The sequence below is a fragment of the Serratia sp. YWN4 genome (assembly GCF_055790845.1).
This window is the reverse complement of sequence record NZ_CM147696.1, coordinates 2,958,837-2,977,916: the sequence shown is the minus strand read 5'-3', so window position 1 is coordinate 2,977,916 and position 19,080 is coordinate 2,958,837. Positions and strand designations below refer to the sequence as shown.

Sequence of the window (19,080 nt, the reverse complement as noted above, 5' to 3'; positions counted from 1 at the left end):
CCTGCAAGGGCTGCGATATTTGAAGCTAGGATAGCAGCAGCGACAGCTCCTGTGCGCCGTCGCGCAACGCTGGCAGAATGCGCGCGGTCAATTCGCTGACCGGCACCAACCCAGCCTGCACCCCGACGTTCAATGCGGCACCTACGCTGCCGTCTGCTGCCAGGATCGGTACGGCAATCGAACGCAGGCCAATCTCCAACTCCTGATCGTTGATGGCGTAACCTTGCGCCCGTACTTTTTTCAGCTCTTCTTTCAGGCTGCTGATGTTGGCAACGGTGTACTGCGTGTAACGCACCAGGCTGACGCGTTTGAGATAATTATTCAGCGCCTCCGGCGGCAAATGGGCGATCAGCACGCGCCCCATCGAGGTGGCAAAGGCGGGTAACCGGCTGCCGATATCCAGATCGATGCTCATAATGCGTGAGCTGGAGGCGCGGGCAATATACAGAATGTCGTCGCCGTCCAGCGTGGCGATTGAGCAAGACTCATTGAGCATCTGGCTGATATGTTTCAGCACCGGCTGAGTGGCCTTGGCCAGCGGAGTCGAGGCCAGATAAGGGTGGCCGAGCGTCAGAATGCGCGGGCGCAGTTCGAAGTTCTTGCCGTCCTGCGCGTAGACAAACCCCAATTTAGTCAGCGTATACAGGCAACGGCGCACCGCGGCGCGCGGGATGCCGGTTTTCTGGCTGATTTGCGAGATCGACATCAACCGCCGCTGCGGCGTAAACGCCTGGATCACCTCCAGGCCGCGCGCCAGCGAAGTCATAAAATTTGGGTCGCCCTTGAACGGATCGTTGCTGCTGCCAGCGACAAAACTGTGCTCTTCGGTGGAGGTGTCGGGGGAGGCGTTGCGCGTCATGGTCAGTTCCCTGTTGGCATCTGCAAATTTCGCACAGTGTATCCGATAATCGCCCATTACGCGCAGCAGGCAGCAAGTTAACGCGTGAAAACCGTGTTTTGATCACAAAATCTGATGGCAAATCAAGTGAGTGCCCATTTTGTGCGATATACGCACACTATAACGATTATCGCCCTTGACGCTGTTTGGTTAGCAAGGCTAACGTTGGCTGGTTGCCTGGAGTGAATAGAGGACAGGAGAGATGATGGAATTATTGACACCGTTGCTACGGCCTTCCGCGATCAATAGCTGCTTTAGCGATGCGGCGGTTTTACAAGGGATGCTGGATTTCGAGGCGGCATTGGCGCAGGCGCAGGGCGAAGCCGGTGTGATCCCGCCTTCAGCAGCAGCAGCCATCGCTCGCTGTTGCCATAGCGAACTGTTGGATGCTGGCTCACTGGCGGTTGCGGCGGCACTGGCGGGCAATCTGGCAATCCCTTTGGTGCGCCAACTGACCGCGCGGGTGGCTGAACAGGATCCGCAGGCGGCGCGCTTTGTGCATTGGGGGGCAACCAGTCAGGATGCGATTGATACCGGGCTGGTGCTGCAACTGCGTAGCGCGTTAGCGCAGACCGACAGCCAGTTAATGCAGTTGATTACAGTTCTGGTGCGCCAGATTGAAATTCACCACGAAACGCTAATGGTGGGGCGAACCTGGATGCAGCAGGCACTGCCGACCACTCTGGGGTTAAAGCTGGCAGGCACGTTGGATGCATTGCTGCGTTATCGCCAGCGGCTGGCACAGATGCTGCCACGCGTGCTGGTGCTGCAATTTGGCGGCGCTGCCGGTACGCTCAACTCGCTGGGGGCAAAGGGTAAAGCGGTGTCGGTTCTGCTGGCGCAGCGTTTGCAGTTGACGGAGGCCGACACCCCTTGGCACAGCCAGCGCGATCGCTTATTAGAAGTGGCAGGCTGGTATGCCGGGTTGGCCGGTACGTTGGGCAAGTTGGCGCGTGATATCTCACTGCTGTGCCAGACAGAAATTGCTGAGGTTGCCGAACCGCAGGCCGAAGGGCGCGGGGGTTCTTCAACCATGCCGCATAAACGCAATCCGGTGTCCTGTGCGGTGATTTTGGCGGCGGCCATGCGCGCGCCCGCGCTGGTGAGCGGCCTGTATCAGGCGATGCTGCAAGAGCACGAACGCGGCCTGGGTGGCTGGCACGCCGAATGGGAAAGCCTGCCGGAACTGATGATGCTCAGCGCCGGAGCGCTGGCGGCCAGCGTGCCGCTGATTGATGGGTTGCAGGTTTTCCCGGCCCGCATGGCGGATAATCTGGCGCTGACCGGCGGGCTGATTCTGGCTGAAGCGGTCACCATGGCGCTGGGCGAACCCATGGGCCGTCTGAATGCTCACCGGCATATTGAGCAAGCCTGCCAACGCGCGCAGGCAGAGAATCTGTCGCTGCTGGCGGTGCTGGAACAGGATGAGCAAGTGCTGAAGTGGCTCGATCGCTCACAGCTGGCCGAACTGCTCGATCCGGCCAACGCGCTGGGCAGCGCATCGGTGTTTATCCAACAGGTTTTGGATCGCGCCAAAGCCACAACATCAATAACCGCTTATAACTGAGGAGCAAACATGGATGATAAACAACGTTACCAGCAAGGGATCGCGGTGCGCCGCGAAGTGCTAGGGGATGCCCACGTTGATCGCACGCTGAGCAATCTGACGCCGCTCAACCAGGAGTTTCAGGATTTCATCAGCCGTTACGCCTGGGGGGAGATCTGGACTCGCCCCGGTTTAGCGCGCCATACCCGCAGCTTGATCACCATCGCGATGCTGATCGCCCTCAACCGTGAAGCGGAATTGCGCATGCACCTGAAGGCCGCGTTCAACAACGGCGTCACCCGCGAAGAACTTAAAGAGGTGTTGATGCAAAGTGCGCTGTATTGCGGTTTACCCGCCGCCAACGCGGCGTTTCATTTGGCCGAAGCGGTGTTCGCCGAAATGGATGCGGCAGCAGGCTGAACGGCTAGGGGCGTATTGCCAATGCTTCGCGGCGCACCGCAGCGATAAAGTCTTGCAACGCGCCGCCGGAGTGCTCCTGATTACGCACGATGATCCCCACCGGTTCTGAGGTTCCTGGCCCACTGAACGGCAGCGGTAGCAATCTGCCAGCGGTGAGATCGTCCTGCACCGCGCCGGAAGGCACGAACCACAGATAGTCGTATTGCAGCGTCAGCCGCCGAGCCAGCGAAGGTGACAGCGTTTCCACCCGTTGGGCGGGCAGGGAAAGGCCGCTGGCGGCCAGCAGCGCTTCGGCGTTCTGGCGCGGCACGGTGCCTTTGGGTGCGACAACCAACGGGTAGCGCAAGGCATTTTCCAGCGTCAGGGTTTCACGCAGCAACGGGTGGGCGGGTTGCGCCACCACCTGCAACTCTTCTAGAAACAGCAGTTCAAACAGCAGGCCGCTCATCATTTGTGGATCGGCCATGCGGCCAATCGCCAGATCCAGTTCGCCATTTTGTAACTGTGCCAGCAGCGCCGTATTGTGCGTGGTGGTGACCTGGATGCGCAAATGGGGGTGAAGCTGCTGAAAATGGGCAATTACCGGCGGCAATACGCCCAGCGCGGCAGTGGGTAGAGCACCCACGCGCAGCGGCGGTGGCAGAGCCTGGGCCTGCTGCGCCAGCACATCTCCGGCGTCGGCCAGCGCCGCCATAATGCGCTGCGCATGGGCCAGAAACACCTCGCCCTGCGCGGTCAGCCGTGCGCCGTGGCGGCCGCGATCGAACAGGGTGACGCCGGTCAGGGCTTCCAACTCGCTGAGGGTTTTCGACAGTGCCGGTTGGCTCAGATTCAGGCGTTCCGCCGCCCGGTGCAGGAAACCTTCTCGGGCGACGGCGACAAAGCAGTGGATATGACGCAGACGAATACGTTGGGTAAAAACGCTGTTGTTATCTATCACGCGGCCACTCCGTCATCAAGGTTACGGCAGAGTAACCGATCTCTCTGCCGTTATGAACGGGATTGGCCGATCTCTGGATTACAAATCGAAGAATACCGTTTCATTCTCCCCTTGCAGCACAATATCAAACTGGTAGAGGGTGCCGTCAGCGGTGGTTTTTTTGTGACCAATCAGCGTATTGCGCCGTACTTCCTGTTCGACCAGATTGAGCACCGGATCGGCCTGGTTAGCACTTTCCTCATCGGAAAAATACATGCGGGTATGCAGACCCAGGTTGATGCCACGCGCCACGATCCACAGGTTGACATGCGGTGCCATCAGCCTGCCATCGCGCCCAATAACCGCACCGGGTTTGATGGTGTCAAAGGCATAAACACCGCTGGTGAAATCGGAGCAGGCTCGCCCCCAACCGCGAAAGTGGTCGTCCCGGCTCTTGTCATGCTGGTGATCCTGCGGGTGTTGATAACGCCCAGCCGCATTGGCCTGCCAAATTTCCAGCAGCACGTCACGCAGCGGCGTACCGCTGCCGTCGAACACCCGGCCTTCAATGCGGATACGTTCACCGCGGGTTTCGGCGTTGGTCAGCACCGGGCCGAAATTGTTTTCGAAAATGTCAAAACCGGCGGCATGGGGAGCCAGGCCGATATGCACGTAGGGGCCAGCGGTTTGTGAAGCCGTTTCCAGCAGATAGGTATCTTTCAACATTAGGCTTTCCCCTGTAAGCGGTTTTCAAACAGCGTGGCGCGATGCCCGCGCAGCACCAGATCAAAGCGATAAGCCAGGCTGTCGAGCTGCACGGAGGCGGATTTATCGAGGACCGAGATCAGTGAACGTACTGCATCATCGTTATTGATTGAACGCACGATCGGGCACTGGGCAATCAGCGGATCCCCTTCGAAATACATCTGGGTGATCAAACGTTGTGCAAAGGCATCGCCGGAGAGGGAAAAGTGGATATGCGCCGGGCGCCAGTCGTTGACACGGTTGCGCCAAGGGTAGGGGCCGGGCTTGATGGTGCGGAAAACGTAATAGCCTTTATCGTCGGTGAGCATGCGCCCGCAGCCGCCAAAGTTGGGGTCGATCGGCGCCAGATACTGATCTTTCTTGTGACGATAACGCCCACCGGCGTTGGCTTGCCACACTTCAACCAGCGTATTGCGCATCGGTTGGCCGTTTTCGTCGCGCACGTAGCCATGCACGATAATCCGCTCGCCAATCGGCATACCTTGCTTGGCGTAATTCAGGATCAGATCGTTATCTAACGCTCCGAGTTCACTGCTGGAAAATACCGGGCCGGTGATCTCGGAAAGCGAATTCTGTAATGAGATCGGCGCATTACGCGGCGAGCGCAACACACTGCTTTTGTATTCCGGTGAGTAGGCCGGTGGATGGCGATCGCGATTACGTTGATACAGCTCGCTGCTGCTCATAATGCACTCCTTATCGATAAGGTGAGGTGAATAAGCAGTGTATGAGCGGCGAGTTGTTACAATAAAGTGAAATTTACATCTGGCTTACATAATAAAAAGTAATGTAACTCTGAAGTGATAGGGTAAGCAATCGTGCTGCTTACCTTGCCAGATAGCGGGTTGTGGCGACGACCGCCATTTTCCGGTGATGGACAATCTGCTCTTCCGGCGATTGATTACTTTCAAAAAGCGTATTGAAAGTGTACTGGTTGGAGACGTGGTGGAAACACAGGCTGCTGATCAGACGGTGAACATCATGGGCGCTCACTTCGTCATTAAACAGTTGCTTGGCTTTGCCGCGCGCCAGGATATCTTCCAGCAACGTCAGGGCACTCTGGTTGAGCGCTCGGATATGCGGAGACTGGCTGATGTATTTGCCACGCATCATGTTTTCCATGCAGATCAGCCGGATAAAGTCAGGGTGCGTGACGTGGTAATTAAAGCTCTCTTCCACCAGCCTGACGATGGCTTCCGCAGGCGGCAGAGTATCCAAGGCCAACCCGGATTCATGATCGCGAATGTGCTGGTAGACATGTTCCAGCACCGCCAGATACAGCGTTTCCTTGTTCTTGAAGTGGTAGACCACCATGCGTTTGGTGGTTTCCGCCTGTTGGGCAATATTTTCCAGGCGCGCGCCTTTGAGGCCGTATTCGGCAAACTCCAGCAGTGCACTGGTAAAAATGCGCAGTTTCAAACCCTGAGGATCGTTTTTACGTTTACCGCTTGGGGGATCGATTGGATTTAACATCAAGAGGTTGGCAGTTGAGGGAACACCCGACAAGAGTAACTGCCGTGCTTCCCCAATACAACCTTCGCTTGCCGGTTGTTTTGTGATCGCTGTTAAAGAGTTGTTACTGCCGCTTTGAACCTGTTTGACAATATGAACCTTTTGGTACAAAAAAGAGCGGTGCCGTGTTTTGCCCGGTGCAGGAGAGTGTCTGGGTTATCAATAGGGGAGTCTCATGCTGCGTTCAATTGCGACGGTATCCATTGCGGGTACCTTACCGGAAAAGCTGGCAGCTATTGCTGCCGCTGGCTTTGATGGTGTAGAAATTTTCGAAAATGATCTGCTCTACTTTCCGGGTAAACCGGCAGAAATACGCCAGCGAGCACAGGATTTGGGCTTAGCCATTACTTTGTACCAGCCGTTTCGCGATTTTGAAGGCGCACCACGTTCACTGATGGCGGGCAATCTGGAACGCGCGCGGCGCAAATTTGCGCTGATGCAGGAGTTAGGGTGCGATCGCATGCTGTTGTGCAGCAATGTCTCGCCAGACAGCTGTGGCCAATTCGAGCAGCAGGTCGAGGATCTGGCGCAGTTGGCTGCTTTGGCGCAGCAACAGCAGATTGTGGTGGCCTATGAAGCACTAGCCTGGGGCCAGCATGTTAATCGTTATCGGCAGGCTTGGGAGCGAGTGCGGGCGGTCGACAGCCCGGCGCTGGGGCTGGCATTGGACAGTTTTCATATTCTGGCGTTGGGCGACAGTCTTGATCGGTTAGATGATATTCCACTGGAAAAGATCGCCTTTCTGCAACTGGCAGATGCTCCGTGGTTGAACATGGAGGTGATTGAATGGAGCCGCCATTTCCGCTGCTTCCCTGGCCAGGGGGCGTTACCGCTGGTGGAGTTTGCCGCCGCGCTGTTACGTAAAGGATATTGTGGCCCGTGGTCGCTGGAAGTGTTCAACGATGGTTTCCGTGCGGCACCCAGTGCCGCAACGGCACAGGATGGCCTGCGTTCGCTATTGTTGCTGGAAGAGCAGGCGCAGGCCGCGCTGGGGCAAGTCGAGCGCGGATTGTTCAGCAGTGCCCTGTTGCCACAGCATCAGGCGATCGAATTCTTGGAATTTGCCGTTAATGCCGCAGAAGCTGATGAACTGGCGCGCTGGCTTGGGCAATTGGGGTTCAGCCACTGCGGCGATCATCGTTCCAAGCGCGTGGCGCTTTACCAGAATGGTGGGGTCAGAGTCGTGCTTAACCAGCAGCCAGACTCTTTTGCCGCTGGTTACCGTGAGCAACACGGCGCTTCGTTGTGCGCTCTGGCCTGCCGCAGCGATCGCCCGCAGGCATTGTTACAGCGTGCCAAAGATTTTGCCTATCCGTCTTATCAGGGGCAGGTTGGCCCTAATGAACATGAGATCCCGGCGCTTTGCGCGCCTGATGGCAGCCTGATTTACCTGTTTGGCGAGCAGACCAGCGACGTGTATCAGGATGATTTTCACCTGCAACCACCGCTTGATATTTCAGGGCCGCAGTTGCAGGGGATTGATCATCTGGCCTTGGCGATGCCTGCCGGTGCGCTGGAGAACTGGGTGATGTTCCTGCGCAGCGTTTTGGGGATGCAGGCGGATGGCGAGCAGTTGCTGCCCGATCCTTACGGGCTGGTACGCAGCAAGGCGCTGCATTCCCATTGCAACGGCATTCGCTTACCGCTGAACGTTTCGCAAAGCCTGGGAACGCTCAGTGCGCGTACCGTGGAGGCTTATCACGGCAGTGGGTTGCAGCACGTGGCCTTTTCTACGCGCGATATCTTTCAGGCGGTGGCTGCCGCCAGGCAAAATGGCGTGGCGCTGTTGTCCATCTCCGATAACTACTACGACGATCTGGCAACCCGGTTTAGCTTGGATGCGGAATTTGTTGCTCGCCTGCGGCAGCACCATATTCTTTACGATCGCGATCCGGCGGGGGGAGAATTGCTGCATGTTTACACCCAACCGTTTACCGGCGGGTGTTTCTTCTTTGAACTGTTGGAAAGGCGCGGTGGCTATAGCCAGTACGGTGCGGCTAACGGTGCGGCACGCTTGGCGGCGATGCGCCAGGGTTAGCCCTGGCTCACGCAGACCTGCTGAAAAATCTCTAGCATATGTTCGCGGTCTGGTTGCAGGCCGGTGTAAATCTCAAACGCCTGGGCGGCCTGGAATACCACCATGCCGTCGCCGCCAATCGCCTGGCAGCCTTTGGCGCGCGCGCGCAGGACCAGCTCGGTTTCTCGTGGAACGTAAATCACATCAGCCACCCAGTGGCGCGGTGTTAACCAGTCAATGTCGATTGGCATGCCGGGGTGGCCGCTCATGCCGATCGGCGTTGCCTGCACCAGGCCGTTACTGCTGGCCAATGCCTGCTGCGGGTTGTCGGTGATGCTGACGCGATCGGAACCGAAATGCAGCAGCAACTGTTGGTAGAGCGCTTCACTGCGTGCCGTATCACGATCGTACAAAGCCAGATGTTTGACGCCATATTCCAGCAGGCCATAGGCGCTGGCGCTGCCTGCACCGCCAGCGCCGACCTGTAGCACGCGCTCAATATTCACGTCCGGCAGATTACGGCGAAAATGGCTAATAAAGCCGGGGCAGTCGGTATTGTGGCCGATGCGCTGGCCGTGGCGAAACAGGACGGTATTGACCGCGCCAATTGCGCTAGCCTGCGGTGAGAGCTGGTCCAGATATGGGATAACTTGTTGTTTGAACGGGTGAGTGACGTTACAGCCGGTAAAACCGAGGGTTTCCAGGCTGCGTAACACATCCGGAAGTGCTTCTGCGCCCCAACCGCGCTGGGCAAAGTCCAGTAGCTGATAGCTGCAACGCAAACCCTGGCGACGGGCTTCGTGCTCGTACAGTTGGGGGGAAAGAGAACCCTGGATGTCTTTACCTAATAGGGCCAGCAGATAAAGCGGTGGGCGCGAGGCTGCAAAAGCGGTGTTCGCATTCATGGTGAGCTCCGATTGTCTCAAGGTGTGGTTAGGTTGCCAGTGCCATCATAAAATGAACCATATGGTTCTTTGTGTAAACGTTTGGTATGAGATTTGTGACGGTTGTCAAAGGTAGTACAGAGATGCAGGCTGATCTGTAAGCCACTGGGTATGATGAACTTCACATATTTGCAACAATATTTTTACTCTTTGTGTTTATGATAAATAGAGCAATCATGATATTATATTCCATTTAATTTCAATGTATTAGATAGAATTTTAGTTGTTAAATACACTGAGTTAGCCGGAAATAAACGTACCAAACAGTTCGATAACCGCCCAGATTATCGCATTACCCCATTGCTGGCACCCGTACGAATTCTTACATTCTAGGTACGATATACGAATTATCGGGCGATAATCGCCCATTTTATCGTGGTTGTTGCCATCGTTCGCAGGTGTATGACTCGATGAAGCGGAGGCAGACTTTACCGTGTTTATGGTCAGCAACATTTGCGGCATAGCCGAATGTACGGAGGGAAATATTGTGGCTGCAAACGAGATAGATGTGAGGGAATTGATTAACCAGCGTCCCTTGGGGAGTTTTCAAAAACTGATTATCTGCCTGGGGTTTATTGTGATTGCCCTGGATGGCTTCGATATTACCCTGATGGGGTTTATTGCGCCGGAACTGAAAACACAATGGGGCGTGGCTAACCACCAATTGGGTTGGGTAATCAGCGCCGCGCTGGTCGGGTTAACGCTCGGGGCGCTGCTTTCTGGCCCGCTGGCGGATCGCTTAGGCCGCCGGGTAATTATCATCAACAGCGTATTCTTCTTCGGGTTTTGGACCATCGTCACTGCCTTCTCGCAGAATATCGACCAGATGATATTCTTCCGCTTTATGACCGGGCTGGGCATGGGCGCGGCGATGCCCAATGTCGGCACGCTGATCTCCGAATACGCACCGGAGAAAAAACGTTCGTTCCTGATTACCGTAGTGTTCTGCGGTTTTACCTTTGGTGCTGCGATTGGTGGGTTTGCCGCTTCCTGGCTGATCCCGCGCTTCGGTTGGCATTCTCTGCTGCTGTTAGGAGGGGTTTTGCCGCTGTTGAGCGTGCCATTGTTGCTGCTGAAATTGCCGGAGTCGGTGCGCTTTCTGGTCACCAAACGTGCCAGCGCACAGCGCATTCGCAAGATTGTCGAAAAACTGGCACCGGGCAGTACCCATTCGGAAACCCGCTTTACGCTACCGCCGCTGGTGGGTGAGGGCAAAGGGGCGGTGCGGATTGTTATCTCGCGTGATTACCGCTTCGGCAGCGTCATGCTGTGGATCGGTTATTTTATGGCGCTGTTTCTGGTCTATCTGTTGGGCAGTTGGTTGCCGACGCTGGTGAAAGAGGTCGGCCTTAGCGTTGCACAGGCTGCGGTGATCACAGCGCTGTATCAGGCGGGTGGCACTTTTGGTTCCCTGTTTGCCGGTTGGATGATGGATCGGGTTAACCCGCATCGGGCGCTGGGGTGCATTTATCTGGTGGGGGCGGCCTTTACTTTGTCGATTGGCCTGGCGGCACACAGCGAGATTTTGCTGGGGCTGCTGGCTCTTGGTTGCGGTTTTTGCCTCAACGGTGCCAATACCGGCATGAACGCACTTTCCGCCGGGTATTACCCCACCGAAGCACGTGCCACCGGTTCCAGTTGGATGCACGGCATTGGCCGTACCGGTGCCATTCTGAGCGCCTTTGCCGGTGCCCAAATGTTGGCACTGGAGTGGGACTTTTCCCAGGTGTTTGCCATCATTGCGATCCCGGCGTTGATCACCGCCTGCGCCATTTTCGCCAAAGGGATATGGGGCTATAACCGACAGCCGGTTATGCCCCAAGAAGAGAGGGTGCAGCAGTCAACGGTAGCCTAAGGCAGGCAGCACAGGCGTTGCGTCTGTGCTGCCTTTGGTTTGAGTCAACTATAAACAGCATTTAAAGCATTAGTTAAAGACTTTCTTTAACAATAATTTTTTCATCGTATAGACATCTGTAGACATGCCAGGTGAACCTGGTGCCACGTACAGTAATATTTCGTCTTTTGGGTTTAGAGAAACACTCTGGGTTATTGTTACAATATTCGGATTAGTATGGGTTAGGGTTAAATAATACTTTTTACCTTGGTAAAACTCTCCTAGGTACTGCCCATTTTTAGTAAACATTACTCGGCGATCGCTATAAAACAGGTCGGACGGTAGCGAAACTGTAAAGCCAGTGGCAGTCCAATCGAAAGAGATGTCATCCAAAGGAATATCGTCAAACTTTTCTGGCGTAGCCGGTGCTGTTAGCTCTTGCGAAGCCAACAGTACTCCCTCTGATATATTAGTTCGCTCTCCAGGCTGCCCTGGTACTTTATACACCTCTATTTTATCGCCATAAGATAATGGATTGCGATTAGCAATGATGATCTTTTGGTTAGTCTTGCTATTGGAAAGATAGTAACTAACCCCATTGTATGTTTCACCCAAGTACTTGTCGTTATAAAGGAAGAGAACTCTTGTTTTGCTATTGAATAAACCAATATCCATCATGCTTTCAAACCCAGTGTCATTGACACTTAAGCTTATATCACCGGTGAAAACTTTGGTTATTAAATGAGTGCCTGTAGATACATCAATAGAAGAACCCGGTGTTCCGGGAACCAGGTAGACATCTATTTTGTCACCGTAAGAAGGTTTGTTTTTTACATATACGACAGTTGTTACATAAGGGTTGGTCGTCTCTTTCTGAGAGTAATACTGTTTGCCCGCATATGTCTCAAAAGCATATTGGCCGTTATGGTAAACAACAAATCGTTGGTTACTGGAGAAAACTTCATTACTCATGGTTAAACTGATTTTATCAGCTTGTATGCGTAACAAAGGGACAACGACAGGATCAGAGTCTGTACTTTTCCAAATTTCTTGTGTCAATCGATCCAGATTCAGTTTTTTAATTTCAGTTTTCGTATCACTAGAGGGTAACAGCCCCCACATTTCAAAGAAGGGAGTCAAGTCGTAGCCCGATACTTTTGATGCCATATAGATAAAGATTTGTTCTTTGCCATAGATGTTGATATCAGAACGGGTTTTTTCTCGATATTCACGCTGCAAACGTGGATAAAACTGATCCCCGAAGCTTAATGTCAATTGATGTAACATCCCTAATTTTACAAATAAGTCTTTACTCTGGATATAGTCTTTATCTTGCTGAGGGCGGTCTAAATATTCGAATATTTTAGAGTAAATATCTTCGCTTTCTAATCTTGATGTCTGACCAAGTGCTTTTTCTGCGGCTAAGCTATAAATATTGACTGTAACTTCCGTCATTTGGTCAAAATTCATAGCAAAACTTTGCTGCTGATGCCCATTTTCATGCATTGGGCCCCAGGCTTTTGAGATAAATCCATCCAAAACGGCATTTATACTATCATTTACGTAGGCTGTACGGTATGTCGTTGCGTACATATATAAACTACTTTTTGTATCTTGAATCAGATGCCGGTAATGGTGATCTTGTTTGTTTGGGCCATTCAGCTCATCATAGCCAGCGGTATGATCTTGGGCAGCTAAAACAATATCAAGATTTTCCAGTAAAGTTACCGGGTCGGTTGCATTTTTTTGTATATAGTATTGGGCTACAGTAGCGTAGGTTGCGGTAATTAATCCGCGTTCGCTAATGAATTCGACATAAGGAGCATTTTTGTATTTATCTAACATCGCCATCAGGTCATTCATTGAATGGTGATATTTCTCGAAGACGGGAATATGAGAACCACCCTGTACAGAGATAGAAACACCTCCTGTACTCTCTTCGTTAGAGAGATATAAAACTCCACCTTTTGGTGATGATATTATGTTCTTGCCGGGTTGTAGTTTAAATATTTTTTCATCCCATGATTTCGCCGTGCCATATAATGCATAGGATTGAATATAAGCAAATACATTGGCTTTTGATGAAACATTAATGGTTAATTTTTCGTTTTCCTTGGCATAGATACCCGTTGGTTCATATCGGCTCCACGTGGCCCACCATTCACGCAGTTGAGAGCTTGCGAGTTCAGAGGCTATCCCTTTGCCTTTGATTGTAAAGTCTCTTTGCTCATAGATATGTGGAACAGGCCAAATCGCCTCATTGGGATCTAAAGTATTTGCATTTGCATTCAGAGGTAATAAGATATTTAAAATTATTCCTAATGCTAAAAAAACGAGCTGCCTTAAACTTTCCATAACACGCATTATTTCAATTCCTTTTTATTGCTTTTGATAAAAGTATCACTTACACATGTCACGCTGTAGAGGTATGTATTCTTTATTTGTATGTTTGTGATCTCCTTATATCATTTGCTTGTGGTCTAATTCAGTCATTGAGAGTGTGTTGCATTTCCTGACACTAAAAGATAAGACTTTGCTATAGCTTGAATAAGCCTCTGAGGATTAGCTATGTCAGCGCCTTTCTACAACTCGATTTATTCAGGGTATGAATGGCTTTTAATTTCAGCATGAAAATCATTACATTTACATACAGCATGAAGCATATTTAGTATAAATAATTTGATAAGAACAATCCAAGTAAAAATAACCACTATGTGAGAAATACATCAATAAATGTTCTGTATGTAAAGTGCTACTTCTATATCTTAGATAATTTGAATTGCAGAAAGGTGCGGCATCGTGCAGCGATTTGAACAGCCTACAGAGCGAACCTCAATAATGAGGCTCGCAGTCGACAGGAGTTTACGGGGGTATATTGAAGTATGACGAGTCGAGTCTTAACTGGCCGGAATTATGCCCTTATTCAGGGCTTTCTCGCGGTTAATACCGCACGCAGTGGTGCTGGGTAACCTTCGATGGTCTTGCTGCGATCGTTCGGATCAAGGAATTCAGCCAAGGATTCGCTGGTCATCCAACCGGTACGGCGCTGTTCTTCGGTGCTGGTGATACACATATCAGCAATCTTGACGTCGACAAAGCCGCATTTTTCCAGCCAACATTTCAGCGCTTCTGCTGAAGGGATAAAGTAAACGTTACGCATCTGCGCATAGCGATCGCCCGGCACCAGTACCTGATGGCGATCGCCTTCTAGCACCAGCGTTTCCAGCACCAGTTCCCCTTCGGCGACCAGTTGGTTTTTCAACTGATACAGATGATCCAGCGGCGAGCGACGATGGTACAGCACGCCCATAGAGAACACGGTGTCAAAGGCCGCCAGTTCCGGCAGTTGTTCAATACCCAGCGGCAGCACATGAGCGCGTTGATCGCCCCCCAACAGTTTGCGCACGGCCTCAAACTGGCAGAGGAATAACTGCATCGGGTCGATACCCACCGCCAGTTGGGCACCTTCGCCGATCATCCGCCACAGGTGATAACCACTGCCGCAGCCGACATCGAGAATGGTGCGACCGGCCAGCGGCGAAATGTGCGGCAGGACGCGATCCCATTTCCAGTCGGAATGCCATTCGGTATCGATATCAATACCGTACAGAGAAAACGGCCCCTTGCGCCACGGCATCAGGGTACGCAGCATCTTCTCGATGCCTTCGAGCTGGCCAGGTGACAGCGGTTGATCCATGTCGGCGCGCACGCCGTGCAGCAAGTCGAGGTGCGTCGGAGTCAATTCCGGCAAGTGTTCGACCGAGTTGAACCACTGTTTGAACTTGCCATGCAGCGATTCACGCTGCCAGGCGCTGATTTGCGCGGGCAGGGTATCCAGCCAATGGCTGAGTGGCCCTTTGGCAATGCGCTGATAAAAATCGCCAAACTCAATCATGCGGTTTCTCCCGATTTCAGGGCGATCAGCGAGCCAAAGTTAAAGCATTGGAACCAGACTTCGGCGTGTTCAAAACCGGCCTGTTGCAGCCGTGCTTTGTGGGCTTCTACCGAATCTGTCAGCATCACGTTTTCCAACATGCTGCGCTTTTGGCTGATTTCCAGCTCGCTGTAGCCGTTAGCGCGCTTGAAATCATGATGCATATTGAACAGCAGTTCGCCCACGTCGCTATCTTCAAAACTGAATTTCTCCGACAGCACCAGCGCGCCACCGGGCCGCAGGCCACGGTACACTTGCTGTAGCAGGCGCAGGCGATCGGCTGGCTCAAGGAATTGCAGGGTAAAGTTCAGTACCACCATCGAAGCATTTTCGATGCTGATATCCAGAATATCCGCTTCGACCACCTCGACGGGGGTATCGGCGCGGAAAGCGTCGATGTGTCGGCGGCAACGTTCGACCATCGCGGGGGAATTATCGACGGCGATAATCTTGCAGCCAGCCACGTTGATGTTCCGCCGCATCGACAGCGTTGCTGCACCGAGTGAACAGCCAAGGTCATACACCTGGCTACCTGGTTGGACGAAGCGCTCGGCCAGCATGCCAATCATCGAGATGATATTGGAATAGCCGGGAACGGAGCGCTGGATCATGTCAGGAAAGACTTCGGCGACGCGTTCGTCGAAGGTCCAGTCGCCCAGTTTGGCGATCGGTGCGGAGAAAAGAGTATCGCGGTTTGGCATAGCGGCAAATCAGGTCAGAATTCGAAGGCGCGTATACTACCAGAAAAAGACGGGAAATAATGCATACCCGTCGTCTTTCAAGCTGTAGCGGTACAGCGGGGGAATCAATGCAGGCTGAAAACCAGATCCCAGGGCAGATAGACGATATTGGCGATGACCATCAGGATTAACGAGATATAAGTGGCCGCCATTCCTGAACGGCGCCAACTGACCTCGCGGTTACGCAAGCCATAATAGTGCACCAGCCTACCGGCCATCAGCAGCAGACCACAAAGATGAATCATCCAGACTTCAGCACCGTTCATCTCCATAATCACCAGCAGGACGGTGGCGATGGGGATGTATTCCACGGCATTGCCATGTACACGGATCGCGGTTTGCAGCTCGTAGAAGCCCCCGTCGCCGTAGGCGACACGATACTGCATTCTTAATCTAACGACGTCATAAGAGAGTTTGATCAACAACAATGCGCCGAGCACCACATAGAGCGCGCTTACCATTTTTAACTCCGTTCCCTAACTAAATCAGGCCACAAGCATGATAGCCGCCATTGTGGTTACTGTCGCGAGGAAAAAACTGATGCTATTGGCTAAAACAAGGCATTCTGTTCTGGCCAGTCAGGTGGTGCTGGTAAATTCGGAATAGTCTGGTGCAACTGTTGCCAGATTTTTTGGGCTTGCTGCGGTGAATCACCGTTATCTGGCGTATGAATGAACAGATAAGGTTGATGCTGTTGCTGCCAGAGCGGGAGTTTCTGCTGCCAGGGTGCAAACCAGCGCAAATTGTCATCCAGCACATCCCCACCGATAAAGCGCACCAGCGGATGGTTGGCGGTGACGATCGCATGTACCGGCAATTTGGGCTTCTTTTGCTGTGCATCACGTACGGCAGCCGTGTTTGGCTTGGCATTATGCACCGGGCGGCTATCAAGGATCACTCGGTTGATACTGCGCTGATGCAACCCTTGGTTAAGCGCTAACTCGTCCTCGCCTTTGGCGAAAAATGCCGGATGGCGCACTTCCACGCCGTAGGTAAAGGCTTGCGGCAGAGCGTCGAAAAACTGCCACAGGATGGGCAAGTGCTCAGGGCTGAAAGCGGCGGGTAGTTGCAGCCAAAGCTGCCCAATACGTGAATGGATCGGGCTCAGGCAATCATAAAACGCCTGGATTTCGGCGGCGCAGTTGCGCAGCGCGGCTTTATGACTGATATCAGAAGGGAATTTAAAACAAAAGCGGAAATCATCGCTGGTCATATCGCGCCAGCGATGGACTATTTCCAGCTTCGGCAATGCGTAGAAGGTGGTATTGCCTTCCACGCAGTTAAAATAACGGCTGTAATCTGCCAGATCGCGCAGCCCGATGCGATTCCAGGCTGGGTGTTGCCACTGTGGTAATCCGATATACATCAATCTGTTGTCTTCCTGGTATATCTGTCGTTTTCCAAGCCACAACCTAGCAGGTTTTCAGATTGCGTTACAGTGCTGCCAGGATCTCGCTGGTGCTGCGCACGCGGGCAATGCGTGGGAAGATATGGTCGAAGGCAAACTGGTGCATCTCGGTGCTATAGGTGCTGCACATGTCTTCGGCGATCATCAGTTCATAGCCGTGTCGATCAATAAGTGCCAAGGTGGTGGAGTGGGTAGCACACTGTTTCAACAAGTGTAAATCATCAATCTTTTGCTTTTTTTATAGTAGTGTTTGTACATTACTCCTGAGTTTTCCACGGCCATTAGAGGGATTTATGCCGCAATTCACCAATGATCTGACACCAGAGTTGTTAGCCACCTTCATTACTCCTATTTTCTCAGAGGCAGAAGTGGCGGAGTTAGATAGCCAAACTCGTCAGCAACTGCTCGAACGTAATTCATCGCCAGTCACGCAGATATTCAGAACTGCCACGGTAGGGAGCCGTACCCGTCAGGGTGGAGAGATCCTCGCAGTATGCAGTGAGAGTGTAACAGTGGGTGGATATTTTATGGCGCAAGTCGGGGATAAAGTGGTGTACTCGGACGGTTCTGAAGCCATGATTATTTCCGGTGCTGGTGTTGCTAATATGATAGATGGTGTCCCTGCAGCTATTGTTGGTAGCGAGTTGGATAACGGTGATGAAATTGTCAGTACACCACAAGGTTCACGATTGTTTTGTCTCCGTGAGGGCGATGAGCGCCCAGAAGGATTTTTGGTACCGCGTTGGGGAATGATGTCATGACTAAAGGTTATTATCTGGTTATACAGGATAAAACCACCTGTGGCGGAATCATTACCGAGGGTGACATCACCCACAATGTAATGGGTAGAGCATCGGCGCGTGAAGGTGATCGTGTGACCTGCGGTGTACATCCTGGGATGTACATCATCGTCGGTCATGTTGGCATTGATCATCTTCATGGGCGCAAATTTGCGGGGTCGTTGAACAGCTTCAGTAGTTGCCCATGCAAGGCTAGGTTTATCCCTTCGATGCTGACTCACTGGTATGAGTTTAGCAGCGCGGGAGCGGTGAAATCAGTTACACCGGCACCGGAAACTGAGCCAGCGCAACATGCTCAGGCTGCGAAGAAAACGGAAAAAACGCCTCCAGATGAATCACCTCGTGAACCCGTTGATGCCGGGTTTTGTGTACTCCCTTATGGGGCAGTGACAGAGTCTTACGAACCGTGGTTGTTTGGCAAAGAACCACCGGCTGGAACGCGAGAGCTTTACCGCACATTGAACGGAAGCGGAAAGGAATTCAAAGCGGGGTCTATCATGTTGCTGGTTGACCCTGACAGGCAGGACAGCGAGCAAATCGCTCATCTGCAAGCAGCAAAAGCGCGCGTTGATGCCGCATTGGCACCGTTAACACACCAGGAAGCGAATTTTTTGCATGAGCATTATGCTACCATTGCCAATTTCTCTAACTTTGCCGACAAAGGCATTGGTCTTGCTGCTGATCCGATTGGAAAGTATTTCGAGAATATCGAAAAAATACTTAGAGAGATTCAAGAAACTTATAAAAATACCTATTTAACACGCGGCGCACTTATTGGTGAGCAGTTTTATGTTAGGCGTAGCCAACTATTCAAAGAGCTTGATACGGTACTAAAGGTTGGTTTCTTGAATAAAGGAATGAAGCTTGGTGAGTATACGAAAATCAAAAATGCGCTGGGTCTATCAACAAGCTCCATTACACACAAATGGAATGAAACAGGGGTAAATGATATTGACGGTTACGCCACTCATATCGAGCGCGCAGCTAAATATGTTAAACTGATGAAATATACTGGCTATGTGGGCATTGGATTCAGTGCGTTTCATTCTATCAATGAAGTAAACGAAGCTTGCACCGTAGGACGTGAGAGTGAATGTACAAAGAAAAAATATACTGAAACGGGAAGCTTTACTGGTGGTTTGATCGGCGGTATAGCTGGCGGTTCATTAGGTATGGGAGCTTGTACGGTCATTTTAGGTGGTGTGACAATAGAAGCTGGCGGGGTTGGTGCTCTTGCGTGCGGTGTAGTCTTAGGAGCGGGAGGTGGTTATTTGGGGGGAGAGGCAACCTCTTCATTAGGAGAATATATCGGTGAAGTTATATATGATGCTGTAGGTGAATAA

Annotated in this window: 17 protein-coding genes and 1 pseudogene; 6 read left to right on the top strand and 12 right to left on the bottom strand. The window is 52.4% G+C overall.

Annotation, left to right across the window (positions count from 1 at the left end; genetic code table 11):
• Positions 1–25: 25 nt before the first annotated feature.
• Positions 26–859, bottom strand: coding sequence for an IclR family transcriptional regulator domain-containing protein (locus ACX9GT_RS14165; protein WP_473187384.1), 834 nt, complete (start codon positions 857–859; stop codon positions 26–28).
• 244 nt (positions 860–1,103) lie between these two features.
• On the opposite strand from ACX9GT_RS14165, the gene ACX9GT_RS14160 reads away from it, so the two are divergent.
• The gene (locus tag ACX9GT_RS14160; protein ID WP_473191593.1) at positions 1,104–2,465 is read left to right on the top strand and encodes a 3-carboxy-cis,cis-muconate cycloisomerase; all 1,362 of its coding nucleotides are present in this window, start codon (positions 1,104–1,106) and stop codon (positions 2,463–2,465) included.
• 9 nt (positions 2,466–2,474) lie between these two features.
• Entirely contained in the window at positions 2,475–2,864 is a 390-nt protein-coding gene (gene pcaC, locus ACX9GT_RS14155) for a 4-carboxymuconolactone decarboxylase (RefSeq protein ID WP_459402490.1), read from the top strand.
• Positions 2,865–2,868: 4 nt separating this feature from the next.
• Here the strand turns inward: pcaC and pcaQ are convergent, their stop codons facing one another.
• The 4 genes from pcaQ to ACX9GT_RS14135 form a co-directional block, all read right to left on the bottom strand.
• The gene (gene pcaQ / locus ACX9GT_RS14150; protein ID WP_473191592.1) at positions 2,869–3,801 is read right to left on the bottom strand and encodes a pca operon transcription factor PcaQ; all 933 of its coding nucleotides are present in this window, start codon (positions 3,799–3,801) and stop codon (positions 2,869–2,871) included.
• An 81-nt stretch (positions 3,802–3,882) separates the two neighbouring features.
• Positions 3,883–4,509, bottom strand: coding sequence for a protocatechuate 3,4-dioxygenase subunit alpha (pcaG, locus tag ACX9GT_RS14145; RefSeq protein WP_473187383.1), 627 nt, complete (start codon positions 4,507–4,509; stop codon positions 3,883–3,885).
• Positions 4,509–5,234 (bottom strand): protocatechuate 3,4-dioxygenase subunit beta, encoded by a 726-nt coding sequence (gene pcaH, locus ACX9GT_RS14140; protein WP_473187382.1) that lies wholly within the window; start codon positions 5,232–5,234, stop codon positions 4,509–4,511. Before pcaH ends, pcaG begins: the two co-directional genes overlap by 1 nt.
• Positions 5,235–5,373: 139 nt before the next feature.
• Positions 5,374–6,021, bottom strand: a complete 648-nt coding sequence (locus tag ACX9GT_RS14135; protein WP_473187381.1) for a TetR/AcrR family transcriptional regulator — start codon at positions 6,019–6,021, stop codon at positions 5,374–5,376.
• A 214-nt stretch (positions 6,022–6,235) separates the two neighbouring features.
• On the opposite strand from ACX9GT_RS14135, the gene ACX9GT_RS14130 reads away from it, so the two are divergent.
• Positions 6,236–8,098: a bifunctional sugar phosphate isomerase/epimerase/4-hydroxyphenylpyruvate dioxygenase family protein gene (locus ACX9GT_RS14130; RefSeq protein ID WP_473187380.1), complete on the top strand. Its 1,863-nt coding sequence runs from the start codon at positions 6,236–6,238 to the stop codon at positions 8,096–8,098.
• Here ACX9GT_RS14130 and ACX9GT_RS14125 read toward each other — a convergent pair.
• Positions 8,095–8,982 carry a shikimate dehydrogenase gene (locus ACX9GT_RS14125; protein WP_473187379.1) on the bottom strand — a complete coding sequence of 296 codons (888 nt, stop codon included), beginning with the start codon at positions 8,980–8,982 and terminating at the stop codon, positions 8,095–8,097. The two genes, ACX9GT_RS14130 and ACX9GT_RS14125, sit on opposite strands and share 4 nt — an antisense overlap.
• A gap of 526 nt (positions 8,983–9,508) precedes the next feature.
• Here ACX9GT_RS14125 and ACX9GT_RS14120 point away from each other — a divergent pair.
• Positions 9,509–10,876: an MFS transporter gene (locus ACX9GT_RS14120; protein ID WP_473187378.1), complete on the top strand. Its 1,368-nt coding sequence runs from the start codon at positions 9,509–9,511 to the stop codon at positions 10,874–10,876.
• A 69-nt stretch (positions 10,877–10,945) separates the two neighbouring features.
• Here the strand turns inward: ACX9GT_RS14120 and ACX9GT_RS14115 are convergent, their stop codons facing one another.
• The 6 genes and pseudogenes from ACX9GT_RS14115 to ACX9GT_RS14090 all read right to left on the bottom strand — a co-directional run.
• Entirely contained in the window at positions 10,946–13,219 is a 2,274-nt protein-coding gene (locus tag ACX9GT_RS14115) for a M60 family metallopeptidase (RefSeq protein WP_473187377.1), read from the bottom strand.
• 559 nt (positions 13,220–13,778) lie between these two features.
• Complete coding sequence (gene cmoB, locus ACX9GT_RS14110) at positions 13,779–14,750, bottom strand: tRNA 5-methoxyuridine(34)/uridine 5-oxyacetic acid(34) synthase CmoB (RefSeq protein WP_473187376.1); 972 nt, start codon at positions 14,748–14,750, stop codon at positions 13,779–13,781.
• A complete protein-coding gene (cmoA, locus tag ACX9GT_RS14105; RefSeq protein WP_473187375.1) occupies positions 14,747–15,490 on the bottom strand; it encodes a carboxy-S-adenosyl-L-methionine synthase CmoA in 744 nt (247 codons plus the stop codon). Before cmoA ends, cmoB begins: the two co-directional genes overlap by 4 nt.
• Before the next feature lie 104 nt (positions 15,491–15,594).
• Positions 15,595–15,990: an MAPEG family protein gene (locus ACX9GT_RS14100; RefSeq protein WP_337262301.1), complete on the bottom strand. Its 396-nt coding sequence runs from the start codon at positions 15,988–15,990 to the stop codon at positions 15,595–15,597.
• Positions 15,991–16,079: 89 nt separating this feature from the next.
• A complete protein-coding gene (locus ACX9GT_RS14095) occupies positions 16,080–16,895 on the bottom strand; it encodes a DUF72 domain-containing protein (RefSeq protein ID WP_473187374.1) in 816 nt (271 codons plus the stop codon).
• Positions 16,896–16,962: 67 nt separating this feature from the next.
• Positions 16,963–17,097: pseudogene (locus ACX9GT_RS14090) on the bottom strand (hydrolase); the annotation flags it as partial.
• A gap of 133 nt (positions 17,098–17,230) precedes the next feature.
• Between ACX9GT_RS14090 and ACX9GT_RS14085 the strand changes: the two are divergent.
• A complete protein-coding gene (locus ACX9GT_RS14085; RefSeq protein WP_473187373.1) occupies positions 17,231–17,698 on the top strand; it encodes a PAAR domain-containing protein in 468 nt (155 codons plus the stop codon).
• Positions 17,695–19,080 carry a PAAR domain-containing protein gene (locus tag ACX9GT_RS14080; RefSeq protein WP_473187372.1) on the top strand — a complete coding sequence of 462 codons (1,386 nt, stop codon included), beginning with the start codon at positions 17,695–17,697 and terminating at the stop codon, positions 19,078–19,080. Before ACX9GT_RS14085 ends, ACX9GT_RS14080 begins: the two co-directional genes overlap by 4 nt.

Excerpts from the sequence above, each read along its gene's own strand:
- ACX9GT_RS14165 (WP_473187384.1), bottom strand. The coding sequence starts at position 859 with ATGACGCGCAACGCCTCCCCCGACACCTCCACCGAAGAGCACAGTTTT.
- ACX9GT_RS14160 (WP_473191593.1), top strand. The coding sequence starts at position 1,104 with ATGGAATTATTGACACCGTTGCTACGGCCTTCCGCGATCAATAGCTGC.
- pcaC (WP_459402490.1), top strand. The coding sequence starts at position 2,475 with ATGGATGATAAACAACGTTACCAGCAAGGGATCGCGGTGCGCCGCGAA.
- pcaG (WP_473187383.1), bottom strand. The coding sequence starts at position 4,509 with ATGTTGAAAGATACCTATCTGCTGGAAACGGCTTCACAAACCGCTGGC.
- pcaH (WP_473187382.1), bottom strand. The coding sequence starts at position 5,234 with ATGAGCAGCAGCGAGCTGTATCAACGTAATCGCGATCGCCATCCACCG.
- ACX9GT_RS14135 (WP_473187381.1), bottom strand. The coding sequence starts at position 6,021 with ATGTTAAATCCAATCGATCCCCCAAGCGGTAAACGTAAAAACGATCCT.
- ACX9GT_RS14130 (WP_473187380.1), top strand. The coding sequence starts at position 6,236 with ATGCTGCGTTCAATTGCGACGGTATCCATTGCGGGTACCTTACCGGAA.
- ACX9GT_RS14125 (WP_473187379.1), bottom strand. The coding sequence starts at position 8,982 with ATGAATGCGAACACCGCTTTTGCAGCCTCGCGCCCACCGCTTTATCTG.
- ACX9GT_RS14115 (WP_473187377.1), bottom strand. The coding sequence starts at position 13,219 with ATGCGTGTTATGGAAAGTTTAAGGCAGCTCGTTTTTTTAGCATTAGGA.
- cmoB (WP_473187376.1), bottom strand. The coding sequence starts at position 14,750 with ATGATTGAGTTTGGCGATTTTTATCAGCGCATTGCCAAAGGGCCACTC.
- cmoA (WP_473187375.1), bottom strand. The coding sequence starts at position 15,490 with ATGCCAAACCGCGATACTCTTTTCTCCGCACCGATCGCCAAACTGGGC.
- ACX9GT_RS14100 (WP_337262301.1), bottom strand. The coding sequence starts at position 15,990 with ATGGTAAGCGCGCTCTATGTGGTGCTCGGCGCATTGTTGTTGATCAAA.
- ACX9GT_RS14095 (WP_473187374.1), bottom strand. The coding sequence starts at position 16,895 with ATGTATATCGGATTACCACAGTGGCAACACCCAGCCTGGAATCGCATC.
- ACX9GT_RS14085 (WP_473187373.1), top strand. The coding sequence starts at position 17,231 with ATGCCGCAATTCACCAATGATCTGACACCAGAGTTGTTAGCCACCTTC.
- ACX9GT_RS14080 (WP_473187372.1), top strand. The coding sequence starts at position 17,695 with ATGACTAAAGGTTATTATCTGGTTATACAGGATAAAACCACCTGTGGC.